At 40.2% G+C, this 14,717-nt stretch carries 16 protein-coding genes; 2 read left to right on the plus strand and 14 right to left on the minus strand.

Annotated elements, in window-relative coordinates; all coding sequences use genetic code 11:
• Positions 1-148: 148 nt before the first annotated feature.
• From cytX to GT508_RS11285, 11 genes are all read right to left on the minus strand, one after another.
• Positions 149-1,327 (minus strand): putative hydroxymethylpyrimidine transporter CytX, encoded by a 1,179-nt coding sequence (gene cytX / locus GT508_RS11235; protein ID WP_161144259.1) that lies wholly within the window; start codon positions 1,325-1,327, stop codon positions 149-151.
• A 33-nt stretch (positions 1,328-1,360) separates the two neighbouring features.
• Positions 1,361-2,305 (minus strand): aldo/keto reductase, encoded by a 945-nt coding sequence (locus tag GT508_RS11240; RefSeq protein ID WP_161144260.1) that lies wholly within the window; start codon positions 2,303-2,305, stop codon positions 1,361-1,363.
• Between the two features lie 141 nt (positions 2,306-2,446).
• Complete coding sequence (locus tag GT508_RS11245; RefSeq protein ID WP_161144261.1) at positions 2,447-3,385, minus strand: DUF2971 domain-containing protein; 939 nt, start codon at positions 3,383-3,385, stop codon at positions 2,447-2,449.
• A gap of 179 nt (positions 3,386-3,564) precedes the next feature.
• The gene (locus tag GT508_RS11250; protein ID WP_161144262.1) at positions 3,565-4,311 is read right to left on the minus strand and encodes a DUF169 domain-containing protein; all 747 of its coding nucleotides are present in this window, start codon (positions 4,309-4,311) and stop codon (positions 3,565-3,567) included.
• 24 nt (positions 4,312-4,335) lie between these two features.
• Positions 4,336-5,142 (minus strand): energy-coupling factor transporter transmembrane component T family protein, encoded by an 807-nt coding sequence (locus GT508_RS11255; RefSeq protein ID WP_161144263.1) that lies wholly within the window; start codon positions 5,140-5,142, stop codon positions 4,336-4,338.
• Positions 5,142-6,650, minus strand: coding sequence for an ABC transporter ATP-binding protein (locus GT508_RS11260; protein WP_161144264.1), 1,509 nt, complete (start codon positions 6,648-6,650; stop codon positions 5,142-5,144). The genes GT508_RS11255 and GT508_RS11260 overlap by 1 nt, the downstream gene beginning before the upstream one ends.
• Positions 6,638-7,195: an ECF transporter S component gene (locus GT508_RS11265; RefSeq protein ID WP_161144265.1), complete on the minus strand. Its 558-nt coding sequence runs from the start codon at positions 7,193-7,195 to the stop codon at positions 6,638-6,640. The genes GT508_RS11260 and GT508_RS11265 overlap by 13 nt, the downstream gene beginning before the upstream one ends.
• Positions 7,196-7,442: 247 nt before the next feature.
• Positions 7,443-7,661 carry a hypothetical protein gene (locus GT508_RS11270; RefSeq protein ID WP_182389664.1) on the minus strand — a complete coding sequence of 73 codons (219 nt, stop codon included), beginning with the start codon at positions 7,659-7,661 and terminating at the stop codon, positions 7,443-7,445.
• Between the two features lie 23 nt (positions 7,662-7,684).
• Positions 7,685-8,035, minus strand: a complete 351-nt coding sequence (locus GT508_RS11275) for an arsenate reductase family protein (protein ID WP_161144266.1) — start codon at positions 8,033-8,035, stop codon at positions 7,685-7,687.
• Positions 8,036-8,267: 232 nt separating this feature from the next.
• Positions 8,268-8,987, minus strand: a complete 720-nt coding sequence (locus GT508_RS11280; protein ID WP_130096267.1) for a GntR family transcriptional regulator — start codon at positions 8,985-8,987, stop codon at positions 8,268-8,270.
• 2 nt (positions 8,988-8,989) lie between these two features.
• Positions 8,990-10,027, minus strand: a complete 1,038-nt coding sequence (locus tag GT508_RS11285) for a DegT/DnrJ/EryC1/StrS aminotransferase (protein WP_243144112.1) — start codon at positions 10,025-10,027, stop codon at positions 8,990-8,992.
• A 539-nt stretch (positions 10,028-10,566) separates the two neighbouring features.
• Between GT508_RS11285 and GT508_RS11295 the strand changes: the two genes are divergently transcribed.
• The gene (locus GT508_RS11295) at positions 10,567-11,328 is read left to right on the plus strand and encodes a creatininase family protein (RefSeq protein ID WP_161144267.1); all 762 of its coding nucleotides are present in this window, start codon (positions 10,567-10,569) and stop codon (positions 11,326-11,328) included.
• 13 nt (positions 11,329-11,341) lie between these two features.
• Positions 11,342-12,418, plus strand: a complete 1,077-nt coding sequence (locus tag GT508_RS11300; protein ID WP_161144268.1) for a M42 family metallopeptidase — start codon at positions 11,342-11,344, stop codon at positions 12,416-12,418.
• A gap of 394 nt (positions 12,419-12,812) precedes the next feature.
• On the opposite strand, the gene GT508_RS11305 is transcribed toward GT508_RS11300, so the two are convergent.
• The 3 genes from GT508_RS11305 to GT508_RS11315 form a co-directional block, all read right to left on the minus strand.
• Positions 12,813-13,154 (minus strand): hypothetical protein, encoded by a 342-nt coding sequence (locus GT508_RS11305; protein ID WP_161144269.1) that lies wholly within the window; start codon positions 13,152-13,154, stop codon positions 12,813-12,815.
• On the minus strand, positions 13,138-14,055 hold the full coding sequence (locus GT508_RS11310; protein WP_161144270.1) for a hypothetical protein: 918 nt from the start codon (positions 14,053-14,055) through the stop codon (positions 13,138-13,140). Before GT508_RS11310 ends, GT508_RS11305 begins: the two co-directional genes overlap by 17 nt.
• 134 nt (positions 14,056-14,189) lie before the next feature.
• The gene (locus tag GT508_RS11315) at positions 14,190-14,516 is read right to left on the minus strand and encodes a hypothetical protein (protein ID WP_161144271.1); all 327 of its coding nucleotides are present in this window, start codon (positions 14,514-14,516) and stop codon (positions 14,190-14,192) included.
• Positions 14,517-14,717 lie beyond the last annotated feature (201 nt).

The following is a 14,717-nucleotide window of genomic DNA, read 5'->3' on the forward strand; positions in this document are numbered from 1 at the left end:
TTTGATTATATGATTTTGTTAAATAAAAGACAAATTAGTATTTTTATGAAAGTTGATAGATTTTGTCTATGAATTTTAATCATAAAAAAGTGGCCGCTGCGACGGCAGATTATTTACTACCGGTACAGCGGCCATTTTTCTTACTTTTTTATTTTTTCTGATTTTTTTCAGGTATTAATTTCCCGGCGATCAGACACAGAATGATCGTGATCACCATATCCGGCAATGTATTTCCTACCGGCATATCTACATTCATAAGAATTCTGTACACAACGAATCCAATCACCCAGATGATCATATTCGGCACATATACTGCCCGACTGCTCTTGTCTTGTTTTAACAGGAAAAAATCAGCAATCTGAATAGCGATCATCGGTGCAAATACAGAACCGATCAGATACAGGAAATCTGTTATATTATCCATCGGATATACAATTGCAGCGACCGTTCCAATCACTGTCACAACAATAGCAACATGCTTTCCGTTCCATCTGCTTACAACCGTCTCACTGGAGATTCCAGCAGAGTATGCATCCAGGAAAGTGGTTGTAACTGTTGAAAATACAATGATCAGAAGTCCCAGGATGCCAAGACCTGCCTTTAACATGATCTGTGCAATGTCATACTCTCCGGTAATGATAGCAGCTCCCATTCCGATCACATACATCCAGCAGCTTACGATTCCATATGTAACCGCACTGACTGCAGTTGCTTTCACCGGCTCCTTCGCCTCTCTTGTGTAATCACTGATCAGTGGCAGCCACGATAATGGCATCGCAACCGCAAGTTCTACTGCTGCTCCAAATGTCATACTGTCGTCAGACGGTGTTCCCACCCCACTTCCTGTAAATATCACCTTACACAGAATCAGTGTCAGGATAAATAATGCTGCCATCGCAACAGTATTGATCTTGCCCAGATTCGTAATTCCGATCACAATCCACAGAATGATCAACGCTCCTATCACCAGACACCATATCCATCTGCCGGTATGCATCACACCGTCTGCTGCCAGTGCCCCGTCATAGATCATGATCGCAGTCCAGCCGACAAGCTGCAACACATTCAGGACCGCAAAAAGGATACTTCCCTTCTGTCCAAAGCTCATCTTTACAGTCTCCATTGCACTCTTTCTGACTTTTCCGCCGATCACTCCTGCCAGGAACAGCATCAGACAACCAATGATGTGTCCTACTATGATTGCCGCCAGTCCTTTTCCCATGCCAAGCGGGGCCAGATATGTTCCGGTCAGGATCTCTGCGATCGAAACCCCTGCGCCGAACCAGATCAGACCGTTTTCAAATAAGCCGGTACGCTTCTCTTCCATAATGTTTATTCCTCCTCGTCTTCCTTTGTAGTCTTATATAATAGTCTTTTTCAAAGCCTGTTCCAGCAGCTGCATCTCATCATCACTTAGTTTCCACTCAAATACCTTGCAGTTCTCTTCAATTTTATCGCGGCTCTGCGCTCCTATAATACAAGAAGAAATAAAAGGTCTCTGCAAGGTCCAGTTCAATGCAATCTGCGACAATGGAACATTTCGTTCCTCACTGATCTGATCCATTGTTCTTAAAAGAAGCATTACTTTTGAAAACAACGGTTCTTTAAAATATGGGTAAAACCGATTTCGGTTATCATCCACACCATATTCCTTGAGTTCTCTGTATTTTCCGGTTAAAATGCCTCCTCCGAGTGTTCCATAAGTCATAACTCCCATTTCCTGAGCACAGGCCCACCGGATCAACTGCTCCCATTTCCGATCTAGCATAGAATACTGTGGCTGATATGCTTCTATAGCACAATATTTTTCTGCTTCTTCCATCTGTTCTTTTGTAAAATTCGATACTCCGATATGCAGAATCTTTCCTTGCTTTTTCAGTGTATTAAGCGCATCCATTGTCTCTTCCATCGGAACATTCGGATCCGGCCAGTGGACCAAATATACATCGATATAATCTGTCTTCAGATTACGGAGTGATTCTTCGCATTCCCGCATGATCTTATCTGCCGACCCGCAGCGTACATATTTTCCATTAATAAATTCATTTCCACACTTGGTAGCCAGGATCACTTCTTTCCTGACGCCAAGTTTGTGCACAACTTCTCCGATATACTGTTCTGCCCTGCCTCCGTTATAGGCAGGTGCCGTATCAATAAAATTGATTCCACAATCTACTGCTGCCTTGATCGCATCCATCCGGCTTTCGTCGGAATAAGAATCCCATCCGGCACCTCCGATTCCCCATGTACCAAGACACATCCTGGATACACGAAGTTGTGTCTTTCCAAATTCTGTATATTCCATTTTCTTCATCTCCGTTTCATTTTTCGCTCATTTTGTCAATCTATCATTTTTACATTTAGAATAATGATATCAGAAAACTTTTTATGACTCAAGAGCTGAATGCTTTCTTCCAAGCTTGCCCGTTCCCGTCTCCAACGACTGTCAATACCGCAGCGGAATCTCCGACTTTTTCACACGCATTTCCAGATTTCTGCTTCCAAAATAATGCCGCAATCCCTTAACCGCCAGATCACTCGTATTCTTCGTCCCAACGCAAACAGATTTTAAACAGCTTATATCTCCAAGCTTCATTCTTATAAACGGAATAAATACTTCATCTTTTATCCGATATTCCACCGGAATGCTATTTTCCGGCACTTGATGCTCTCTTTTATGTACACAGAGGAACACCATGCGATATTCCTGCTCCTGTGCAAAACATTCCTTTTTGAAGAACATATTATACAACAGGCAGATCACTGAGATATGATCTACAAATAATTTGACATCCTCTTCTTCTGCGCTATCCAGATCATCCCAGCCATGAATGGTTTTATAATCTTCTCCATCCGATAACAGCAGCCGTCCTATGGTATCTTCCAGTAATTCAATCTGTTCATCATGATCATATATCACTTTTCCGTCAAATAACGTGCAGTCATTCCCGCAATGTTCCTGAAATGTTTCCTTCAATTTTCCATATTCGAATTCCATGCAATATCCCATGAAATCCGAATACTCCGACCACATCAGCAGGCTGTCACCGCTTGTACAAAAGGAAATAACATAACTGCCTTCTGCCGATCCGGATACAGTGTCTTCTTGCTCTTCTCTATAATATTTTCGCATTTGTTCCATCAACAGATCTTTCGCATACAAAAGTCTTCTGGGATTTCTCATATGCTTTTCCAGTATTTCCATGCAAATATCTGTTCCAATCGTAAATTCCGTGCTGTCATTCAAGAAATGACTCTCTGTTATCCAGAATTCACCGTCGGTTATGCCTTTTACTCCTGCTGCCGAGGTGTAATGGAATAACCGGTCGTTATTATTTAGTTGTGGGATTTTGATGAAATCATCTATGTGTTTGTATTTAGACATGTTATGTTCCTCGTTTTTGTGTTCTGCTGCTATGCTATTATGGTATATTTTGTGCATTTAAAATACCACCCGGGACAGATAAAAAGCCACTATTCCCCGTCCCCAATGGTTTTAAAAATCCCTCCAAACAATGTATTTATTTTACATCAGTTTGGAGGGAACGCAAATATTACGTTTATTTAATAATTCGGTTGTGTAGCTATAATGCCTTTTGTCACTGCCTCAAATAACTCAAATGGAATTCCGACCGCCATGTCATTCTCACTCCATTTGCACAGCATTCTTGTACTTGGACATAATACACTGACATTCAGTTCACCAGTAAGATATGGAGATACCGTAACTTCCGAACACATTCCCTGCATTGCCCCCATATCAATTGCCGGTTTCTTTCCGGTATTGTATTCATAACCCTGTACATAACGCATTGCCTGATAAGCATTGCAAATACTTATAATAACATCCGGCGTCTGTACACACTGGCTTAACGGCACAATCGCAACACCATAATTATGTACCGGCATTCTATGCAGACTCTTTATAGAACTTCTAAGCCTTCTTGCTGTTGCAACCGATGAATATAATTTATATGAAAAATATTCCTGACCACTTTCAATTTTCTCGGTACTCGGTTCTAATGCAAGCGCTGTTGTCGCACCATCGCATTTATGATGTTCCAGTCTGCTCTTAATTCCCTTTCCCTGTAACGCAGCCTGTTTTACCATCACACAATAAGGCATTGCCGCCTTAATCTCTTCTATCGGATACTCATCGTAATCCTCTTTTTTAAATAGAAAAGTGATTGCAACCGGTTCTTTTTCCAGACCAATTACCTTCTTCAACTCTTCCATGTACTGATCCACATTTTCTTTCGGATACTCCTCATGCGGTAAACCATATTCTATATTCTTGTGTTTGAATGGCATCTTTTTTCTCCTCTCTCCTGCCGTTTACTTAATCGAAGCAAAATTCAATTTAAATAAATCATATTTCACCAGAATCATAACAATGATTATATAAATTATAACTCCAATTACCAAAAACAGCCAGTCACTTTTTGTGACTTCTGTGGTCTTATAATATGTTCTTTTTTCAGTTCTTCCAAGTCCCCGGCTTTCCATTGCACAGGCAACTCTCTCTCCTCTTCTTGCTGCCACACATAATAACGGAAGCATCACTCTGAAAGGTGAGGTAAATCTGGAAATCAATCCCTTGTTCCATGGGATTCCTCTGATTTCCTGTGCTAAATGAATAGAATCCACCTGTGCCTGTAATTCTGGAAGAAACCGGTATGCCGCCATCGTCGCATAACCATGGATTACAGATACCCTGCATTGTAAAATCAGGCTTAAAACAAGATCTCTCGGTCTGGTCGTTAAGACAAATCCCATCGACATCGTAACCAGAGCCAGAATACGGAATCCCAGTGAAATAGAATGAACCAGATCACGTTGCGTCCATCGGAATATCCATAACCGACAAACAATCCCGGCTTCATCATTCAATCCACGTAAAACCAACATCGATACCATGAAAAGAACACTGACAACTATAAATACCAGGAGTCTTCTCAGCAAATTCTTCAATGGAATTTTTCCTGCAATCCACGTTGCAAGAAATGCCAGTAAGAAAGTTATAATTGGCAGCACAGGGAAATACGAAAGACATACGATAACTGTCATAACTACAATCAGTAATAACTTTATCATTGGATTTCTCCGATGCAAAAAGGAGTCCTGTTCAATATATGCGAACATTATGGTCTTCCTCCTTTCAAAACAGTCTCACTTACTACATGACCGTCTGCAATCTCTACCTCCCGGGTAGCATACTGCTTCACCAGAGACATATCATGTGTAATCATGATAATTGTCACACCTTCTTTTCGCAGCATTTCCATATCATTCATCAATTCCAGCCGGTTCTCATAATCCTGTCCATATGTTGGTTCATCCAGGAACAGGATCTGCTGGTCCGTCAGTAACATACTTGCCACACTCAGTCTTCTCTTCTGCCCCTGGCTCAATACAAATGGACTCTTCTCTTTTTCCGTCTCAAGATGAAAACGTCTCAACATATTCTCAACCTTTTCTTCCTTCTCCTGTTGGCTTATCTTCACCTTCTTCAGACTAAACATCATCTCATCCCACACTGTATTCGTTACAAACTGCTCCTCGGGGTTCTGAAAAACAAGCCCGATTTTCCGATACAGTTCTTTCTTCCGATAAGAATCTACCGGCTTTCCGTACAAAAAAATCTCACCTTCGTTTTGTCTAAATATTTGAAATATCACCCGCATTAATGTCGTCTTTCCAACTCCATTTTTTCCTGTGATCGCAAGAAATTCCTGTTTGTATATTTGCAAATTCATATGTCTTAAAACATAGTCTTCTTCATTTATATATTTTTTGCGAATTCCCTGCCCCTGATATGAGAAAGAAATATCTTCCAACTGCAAAACACATTCCTGTGACGGCTCTGATCTTTCATATTCCCCAGATATCTTTTTTAACTGTTGTGATTCTATCCATGCTCTATACGAAATCTCTACCTGATCTCCTGATACATCAAAAAGTACTTTTCCCTGTAAATCAAACGTAATCAGATGATCCACATATTCAATGATCTCTTCAACATTATGCTCTACAAGAATTATCGTCATATGCTTTTCTTTCGATAATCTCAAAATCAATTCGAATATCTGCTGTCGGCTTACCGGATCCAGATTCGCTGTCGGCTCGTCCAAAAGCAGAATCTCAGGTTCCGTCACCAGAACTGATGCAATCGCAATCTTCTGTTTCTGTCCTCCCGAAAGATCATTGAGATCTCGTTTCTCATAGCCAGATAACCCGATATATTCCAGTACTTCCGTTATCCTTTTACCCATAATGTCCCTGGAAATTTCAAGATTCTCCATACCAAATGCCAGTTCCTCTTCCACTGTAAATGTACAAAACTGGCTCTCCGGATTCTGCATAACAAATCCAATCTTATCACAACGATTTCTTGGAAGTTCTTCGGTAATATCCTGCTCGTCCAATAACACTTTCCCTGTAAGCTTTCCTTCATACATATGAGGAATCAGCCCATCCAGGAGATAAAGAACTGAGCTTTTTCCACATCCACTGGGTCCGCAGATTGCATGAACTGCTCCTTTTAAAAAACAACAAGAGAGATGCTTCCATACCGGAAGCGTCTCTCCTTCATAACAATATGTAACATCCTGTAATTCAAGTCCCATCTTGTCATTCATTATTTTGCACATACGAATCCTTTCAGTACACCAGTTTTTACCAATGCTGCTGTAATCACTTTTACTAATACAATTCCGATTACAACTGAACTCAACAGACGTACTATAACAACACCTGCTGCAATTCCAGTTCCGTAGCTCCAAGGTGTTCCCCAGAAAAATGTATCTCTACAGAATACAAATGCTGCTCCAAGGATCTGTCCCAGAACCATGCATTTAAGACTTGCATCACGCTTGAAAATAGCATATGCTATCTCTACTCCAAGAGCCTCTAAAACGCCTGCCAGAACTAACTGCAGACCATATGGGCTTCCAAGAAGCAGATTCACGCCTGCCGTAACCAGTGCTCCGAAAAATGCAATTCCCGGTTTGCGTACTAAATACATCGGAAGAGCTCCCGACAGCATATAGATACCAAATGTAAGTTCCATAAAGACTGTTCCAAGAACTGCTGACATTGGCATGTATGCGTAGTCAAGCAATGTGTAGATAACTCCCACTACAGCTGCAACCATAGCTACAACTACAATTTCTTTTGTTGTGATTTTCTTGTTCATTCTCATTCTCCTTAGTGTTATTTTTTATCAAACAAATCCTTATAATTATAAAGGATAATATCGAGAAAGTAAAATTGGTAATATCTATATTGGTGTTTGTTTATAGGTGGTATCTATTACTCTATCAATGACATTTTAGTACCTTAACGGAATCTTCCAACTTTCTTGCACAATTGCAAGAAATCTATGAAATAAGAAAATATCACCCGCTACCAAAAAAAGCCACTAATCCCCGTCCCCAATGGCTCTAAATTTCATCCATTACTACGTCATTGATTACATCGTACGCATCTTCAAGTGCATCCAATGCTTCCGTCAAAGTATCCGCTTCCTCCTGCGCTCCCTCTTCCTCATACTGATCCAACACTTCCACAAGCGCATCTTTTACCTCCTGCAGTGCCTCCATAATTTCCTGCAGATTGTCTTCTCTATTTGCCATTGGTAAAATATTTATAATTTTTCCCATGTTATAATCTCCTTTTCCAGACCTTATAATAACTTTTCCGTCCATTCTTTCTCTTTAAATCCCGTCAACACAAGATTTTCTTCCACGATCAACGGTCGTTTTACAAGCATGCCGTTTGTCGCAAGAAGCCTCAACTGCTCTTCCTCGCTCATATCAGGAAGCTTATCTTTTAATTTTTGCTCTTTATAAAGCATACCACTTGTATTAAAAAACTTCTTTAGTGGTAAATCTCCCTTCTCATACCACTGCTTCAGCTCCTCGTAAGTTGGATTCTCCTCCACAATGTGACGCTCCTCATAAGAAATGTGATTGGCATCCAGCCATTTCTTTGCCTTCTGGCAAGTAGAACATTTTGGATAATATAAAAATAACATCTTTTCAATCCCTCCGTAAATGAATCCCATATGAATCAAATATGTTAGCACATCCTCTTTATTTTGTCTGCAATTCCAATGCTATTTCCTTCTATATGTTACCGAATTCTCCTTACACCACTAATGGTCAAGCGCAGGCTGCATAACCGCACACTCCACTCGGGTAGTGCTCTTTTCGGTCTCTCGATAGATAATATGAAATCAGAATACCACCCGGAACACAAAAAAGCCACTAATCCCCGTCCCCAATGGCTTCTTTCATGAGTGAAAGTCTGTATACACGTCTGCCGGTTTCTTCATAATGCTGATCCAGAAGATCACAGGTTGCCTGGAGATCGTTAATCCGGATGGCCTCCAACAGGCATTGGTGTGTCCATACTGCAGCACCTCCCTTATGAGAGGTACTTGGATCCGGTGTGTTTGGTTCCAAGCGATTGGCATTTTGAACCGAGAGGAACATGGCACCATTCAGTGGACTCAGCAGTTCCCACATTTTGGTGAGTCGGTTAAGCTGGGCAGAGTGAATGATCTGCAGATGGAATGTCTCATCTGCATGAACGGCCTTCATGGTATTACCTGCGAGAACAGCCTTTCGAAAATCTTCAATGCTGGCTTCCATTATCATGAGACTATAGTCACTGAGACGGCAGTTGCTTTTCTGGATTGCCAGCTTTTCGAGGCTGCCGCGCAGAAAAAAGACTTCATATGCGTCTTGTGGAGAAAGCAGGGCGACTGTACACCCTTTATTAGGACAGTAATCGACTAAACCTTCGAAGGCAAGCTGTCGGAGTGCTTCGCGCACAGGACCTCGGCTGAGTCCGAATTTTTGGGCAATTTCAGCCTCTACCAGTTTTTCCTGAGGCTGAAGGGTTCCATTAATAATCTGCTCACGCAGAGATTCAAGAACAATTTCTGATGTAGTTGTGTTTGATGCTTTTCGTTGTTCCTGCATATTTACCTCATATAATTTCCAGAATAATCCATTAAGACTTGCGCAACATATTGCATATCAGAAGGTGTGAAGCGCTGATCGCAAGGAACGGATACAATGTGGTCATAAATGTATTGTTCTGATGAATCTGGCAGTGGATGAACCAGAGGTCCTACTGGCCAGTAGACAGTCGAGCGAATCTGGTAATCTGCAAGGTATTGCTGAAATTCGTCACGATTTTCGGCATACAGGCAGAAATGGCTTGGGACAGTAGCCTCTGGAAGTTCAGGAAAGACTGGCTGCACACCATGAAGAGGTGCTGTAAGAGCGTCTAAAAGTGCAGCATAGTTTTCACGTCTTGTCCTGCAAATAGAATCGAAGTCAGCATGGCGTAGGATATATTCTGAATTATCATCACCAGCAAAGCAGTCAAACATCTGACGAAGCCGCAGTTCTCCCTCCCAGAAAATATCGTCGTCTCCTGTCTCGTAGTATTCTTTTCGCTGTTTAAGATGTGTTGGTTCTACCTGCAGAAGAGGTGTTTCAAAAGTTCCGTTTCGTTTAACAGCGAATCCACCACAATCAATCCCCATCCATTTTCGGAAGCTTCCGGCAAAATAATCACAGAGAGGATCGATACCGTCAGTTGAGAGCATGGAATGAGTTACATCTTCAAAAATTACAACTCCTTTTTCTTTGCAGGCTTTAACAAAGTCGTGATCATAGTTGCAAAAACCATAGTAGCCACAAAGAGATAAAACACTGATTTCATCAATAACCGAAGTATCGAAAATGCTGTGCAAATCCTGATCCAGCTCATAAAATTTCAGCTGATATCCGGCTTTCTCAAAAGGAGCAAGGACCGTCTCACAGGTATACAAAGGCACATATGCGACTTTACGCGTATCGTGACGTGCAATCTCCTGTAAACAATAATAGATACCGCATCGTCCGGACATGGTAAATGCCAGATCATCATTAGGTGAACTGATACTTGAAAAGTATCCGTTTTCGATAGGTGTGCTTGGTTCATAGTGGAACATACCGCCAATTTTTCGCATGTTTTATTTCCTCCTCATATAAAATAGGTTACTTTATCGTCATGTTCCCAGTTGATTTTTGTCCGTTAGCTAAAAACTTATTATAATTATAGTAGATTGTTAACGAAAACGAAAGTATTATTTTTCGAAAGAAAATATCTGAAAAAGTCACACAATAACATTATTAACAATTATTGTTTCGTAATATTGGTACAAAAGCATAAAAAAAGTGCGTTTTGTAGATGTAGAAACTTCTGGAATTACTGTCAAGAGAAAAAATATGTTAAAAATCAACAAAATTACTGATATTTTTTCGTTGTTAACATCAAGCGGGAATTGTTGACAATCCTATTGGCCTAGACTATACTTGGCTTATCAAGAGCGGCTCAAAAATTCTGTGTTGTCAGAAAAAGTTAATCCTAAAGGGAAATAGGAGTTATTGACAGTTAAATATAACTTATAAAATTGTAAATGAATGTAAAAGCTAAAAACTGCATTACAATTGAATATTGTTGTGTTCCCGTCCATAAACAAAAAGATTATATGAAAGGAAGAAAATTATGAGACTTACAAATTTGACTTGGCCGAAAGCTCAAGAATATTTTGAAAAAAATGATATGGTACTTATTTCTATCGGAAGTATTGAGTGTCACGGCCGTCACATGCCACTTGGAACTGATACACTGATTCCGGAGCATTTGTTGGAGAAAATCGAGAAGAAGAGTGATGTTTTGATTGCTCCGACTATTCCATATGGTTCCTGTCAGTGTTTAGCTCCGTATCCGGGCACAATTGATATTGACGGCGAGGTACTCTATCAGTTTTGCCGTCAGATTTTCCTGAGTCTGTATCGTCACGGCGCAAGAAAATTCGTTTTCCTGAACGGACATGGCGGAAACATTAAGATGATTGAGCGCCTTGGCATGGAATTCGAAGATAAGGGCTGTCTGGTTGCTATGCTTAACTGGTGGCTGATGGCATGGGATATGAACCCAGCGTGGAAAGGCGGTCACGGCGGTGGTGAGGAAACGGCTGCGATTCTTGGAATTGATCCGTCTTTAGTTGATAAGAGTGAGATAGGTGGGGAACTTAAGTTTAAGCACCTGTCTGATAATCTGAAGACAACCGGTTTCCGTTCTGTTGAGTTCAAGGGAGTTAACGTTGATATTATACGCAATACTCCACATGTAACAGACAGCGGCTGGATCGGACCGGATCATCCGAGTACCGCTACAGAAAAGTGGGGCAAGGAGATGCTTGAGACTACAGCAAACTATATTGTTGATTTCATGGAAGAGTTCAAGAAAGTAAAACTTTCATAAAAGAGGTGTCAGAATGGATAAAAAAACGACGCTGGAAATGATTGCAGCAATTTCAAATGCAAATGGTACATCCGGTTTCGAAGATGAAGTGGTTGCAGCGATTCGTCCTTACGCAGAAGGACTCGGAGAAATTACAGAAGATCGCATGCGCAACCTGTATATACGACGTAAAGAAAATAACGGTAATCGTCCGGTTGTTCAGCTTGACGCACATAGTGATGAGGTTGGCTTTATGGTGCAGGCTATCTGCCCGAACGGAACTCTCCGCATCATTCAGGTCGGAGGTTGGGTTAACCACAATATTCCGGCTCACAAAGTCCTGGTTCGCAACCGATTCGGAGAATATATTCCGGGTCTTACTGCCAGCAAGCCTCCGCATTTCATGACAGAGCAGGAGCGCAAAGCACCTCTGGAGATGAAAGATATCACGGTGGATGTTGGTGCTGTTTCTAAAGAAGAGGTTGTTGAAAAATTCGGCATTCGTATCGGTGAACCGGTAGTGCCGGATGTGACATTTACATATTCAGAAACCACAGATTTGATGGTGGGCAAGAGCTTTGACTGCCGTCTGGGATGTGCGGCAATTCTTAAAACCATGCATACCCTGGCGGGTCAGGAGCTGAATGTGGATATTGTTGGTGCCTGTTCAGCACAAGAAGAAGTTGGTGTACGCGGTGCCACTGTGACAGCACAGGTAATTAAGCCGGATATCGCAATTGTTTTTGAAGGCTGCCCGGCAGATGATACCTGCGTTGAGTCGTATATGGTTCAGACAGCAATTAAGCGTGGACCGATGCTTCGTCACATTGATTCACGCATGATTACCAATCCGCGATATCAGAGATATGCGCTTGATTTAGCAGAAAAGCTTGGCATCCCGGTTCAGGATTCAGTTCGCAGTGCCGGTTCAACCAATGGTGCAGCTATACATCTGACCGAAAAAGCAGTGCCGGTCATCGTTATCGGTGTTCCGGTTCGCTATGCACACACACATTACGGAATTTCAGCTTATGCTGATTTTGATAATGCGGTTAAGCTGGCATGCGAAATTCTTAAAAGACTTGATGAAGAGCAGATTATGAGTTTTTAAATACAATACGTAAAAGAAATTCTGGATTTTATGCAGGAGCTAAGATGAGTAGAAACTGCATAAAATCCATTTCTTTTTTCTTCGCAAAGATAATATCCACCCCCGCTTCAAACAAATATTTTCTCATTTTACTACCACTCTTTTCATAATATTTTAGAGATATTCTACCACATCTTCCTTTATCAAGAAATGACAAAATAAAACCACAGGCTGTCAACCCGTGGTCATATTCTCTACCATATTATTCCTTTACATTCTTTTTCCGTTATAGCTGGCCGCATTCTGCTGATCGGGTAGCCTACTATGTACCATATCGCTCTGACTGCCAGACCTGCTGCAATCACACATCCAAATACGCCGCCTACAATTACGTATCTTTTATGACCCCTTTTGCTCAATTCACTGCCAAGTCTAGAAACAAACCGCTGTTCTTTCCAATGATATCTCCCAGCATTTCATCCAGGCGATACTCCGCAATAATCTTACGCAGTACAAAATAGGGACCAGCCCTAAGGCACCCACTCCTGTAAGCACTGCCTTTTGTTTCCGGCATTTCCTCAGCCGGGAAAAATTTCAAAAAGTTGGTGTTCGGATACATCAGCTCCGAATCATCATCTGTACACTTTCCAATCGTCGTGTTCTTAGGGATAGTATACCCTTTTTCTGTATTGTAATTATGTTCATATGCATAAATACCACCCGGGACACAAAAAAAGCCGCTATTCCCCGTCCCCACTGACCCTTCTATATTTCTTTTTTTCCAGCAAACGATTTTTACAATCTACTTTCATATATTTATCCTTGCAAATCTTCAACTTTCCATCTTTCCCCGTCCTGTCTTTTTCTAAAATTGCTTCATCTCCATCGGTCATAACTACTATATATGTATCATTGTCTATCCTAGTAGTCAAAAATAGTTCCTGTTTTTGTGCGTTCTGGATTCCTTGCCAGTTAACATATGCTCCATAGAACACAATCGCCACAATGATAAGCAGCCACCCTATCAACTGGTAATCTTTATTTTTCCATCTGTATTTGTGTTTCCTTGACAAATTCTTTTTTGGTTCTTTTCTTTTATTTCTTCTGTTTTTTTCGATTAAATCTTTTTGAAAAGAATACACCATGCAATATCCCACCGCAAAAACAATAATAGCATTACTAAAAATTATAAACAAAACTAAAATTATACATTTTCTCCGTTCTTCTTGTAATACAATTAAAGCATCCTCCCAATTGCCTGTTGCTATACTCAATATAATAAAGCAAATTAGAACAGGTATTAAAAAATCCAATAAGATTCCCCAGAAAATTTTCTTTATTAACGTTTCTCGTCGTAATATTATCCGAACATTATTCACTGCACACATACAGTACACAACTGAAATACTCCCCACTATAATCATATTGTAAATTGTAATATTATAATTTATAAGCAAATATTCATTTGGGATCTGGAAATAGCTCGAATACCCCATTTTGTAAATGTAAATATATAGCTTTACTATAAAATTAACCATTGCTCCTGCTATAGGAATCATTGTTAATGCTGCAATCATATTTTTGGATATCCAACTTCTCTTTTTGTGATTTGATTTTTCATTTAATTCTTTTCCGTTTTTATCTACAATATAATTCATAATTTTCCCTTTATTGTTGTTTTTAATACAATCTCACAAGTGATATTATTCAAACAATATATACTATCATACTCACAAAACATTCTGATGCCACCAGGGACACAAAAAAAGCCGCTATTCCCCGTCCCCACTGGCTACGCGAACATACTTCTTATATAACTCCACCCATAATACTCAACAGCTTTTTGCCTTAAAGATATTTTTGCATGTTCTATAATTTTTCTCATTCTATAGCCATAACCAATACTATTTTCTATATCACGTTCTTGTAATAAATATTTCAAAACCATATGTTCCATTAATGTTAATCCGTCCCTAAATTCTTTTATCTCTATATTTTCCAACTGATAAGACTGATAAACATAGATATCCAACAGCGTACCAGTTCCATCCACTACCAACGGCTGGTTTAGAGACAATCTAGACTCAATTTTTTTGCATCTTCTTTGTATTGCCGCCATTTGTTTCGCCAAAGTATATGCGTACATTGCAGTATAGTAAATCGCAAGTCTATAATCTGATATTCCACTAACTAAACAGTTGCTAATGAAACCTGCTAAGAAAAGTCAATAATTATTTTTATCTTTTTTTATTTTCTGTCACAAAATATATTTGCGTACCACAAATAGACTGTCTGATTGGCAGTCTAAAAAATTATTTAT

The sequence above is a fragment of the Dorea sp. BIOML-A1 genome (genome assembly GCF_009875615.1).
Lineage (GTDB): Bacteria > Bacillota > Clostridia > Lachnospirales > Lachnospiraceae > Dorea_A > Dorea_A amylophila.

Excerpts from the sequence above, each read along its gene's own strand:
- GT508_RS11250 (WP_161144262.1), bottom strand. The coding sequence starts at position 4,311 with ATGCCATTCAAACACAAGAATATAGAATATGGTTTACCGCATGAGGAG.
- GT508_RS11255 (WP_161144263.1), bottom strand. The coding sequence starts at position 5,142 with ATGTTCGCATATATTGAACAGGACTCCTTTTTGCATCGGAGAAATCCA.
- GT508_RS11270 (WP_182389664.1), bottom strand. The coding sequence starts at position 7,661 with ATGGGAAAAATTATAAATATTTTACCAATGGCAAATAGAGAAGACAAT.
- GT508_RS11245 (WP_161144261.1), bottom strand. The coding sequence starts at position 3,385 with ATGTCTAAATACAAACACATAGATGATTTCATCAAAATCCCACAACTA.
- GT508_RS11310 (WP_161144270.1), bottom strand. The coding sequence starts at position 14,055 with ATGAATTATATTGTAGATAAAAACGGAAAAGAATTAAATGAAAAATCA.
- GT508_RS11280 (WP_130096267.1), bottom strand. The coding sequence starts at position 8,987 with ATGCAGGAACAACGAAAAGCATCAAACACAACTACATCAGAAATTGTT.
- GT508_RS11275 (WP_161144266.1), bottom strand. The coding sequence starts at position 8,035 with ATGTTATTTTTATATTATCCAAAATGTTCTACTTGCCAGAAGGCAAAG.
- GT508_RS11300 (WP_161144268.1), top strand. The coding sequence starts at position 11,342 with ATGGATAAAAAAACGACGCTGGAAATGATTGCAGCAATTTCAAATGCA.
- GT508_RS11285 (WP_243144112.1), bottom strand. The coding sequence starts at position 10,027 with ATGCGAAAAATTGGCGGTATGTTCCACTATGAACCAAGCACACCTATC.
- GT508_RS11240 (WP_161144260.1), bottom strand. The coding sequence starts at position 2,305 with ATGGAATATACAGAATTTGGAAAGACACAACTTCGTGTATCCAGGATG.
- GT508_RS11295 (WP_161144267.1), top strand. The coding sequence starts at position 10,567 with ATGAGACTTACAAATTTGACTTGGCCGAAAGCTCAAGAATATTTTGAA.
- GT508_RS11315 (WP_161144271.1), bottom strand. The coding sequence starts at position 14,516 with ATGGCGGCAATACAAAGAAGATGCAAAAAAATTGAGTCTAGATTGTCT.
- GT508_RS11260 (WP_161144264.1), bottom strand. The coding sequence starts at position 6,650 with ATGTGCAAAATAATGAATGACAAGATGGGACTTGAATTACAGGATGTT.
- cytX (WP_161144259.1), bottom strand. The coding sequence starts at position 1,327 with ATGGAAGAGAAGCGTACCGGCTTATTTGAAAACGGTCTGATCTGGTTC.
- GT508_RS11265 (WP_161144265.1), bottom strand. The coding sequence starts at position 7,195 with ATGAACAAGAAAATCACAACAAAAGAAATTGTAGTTGTAGCTATGGTT.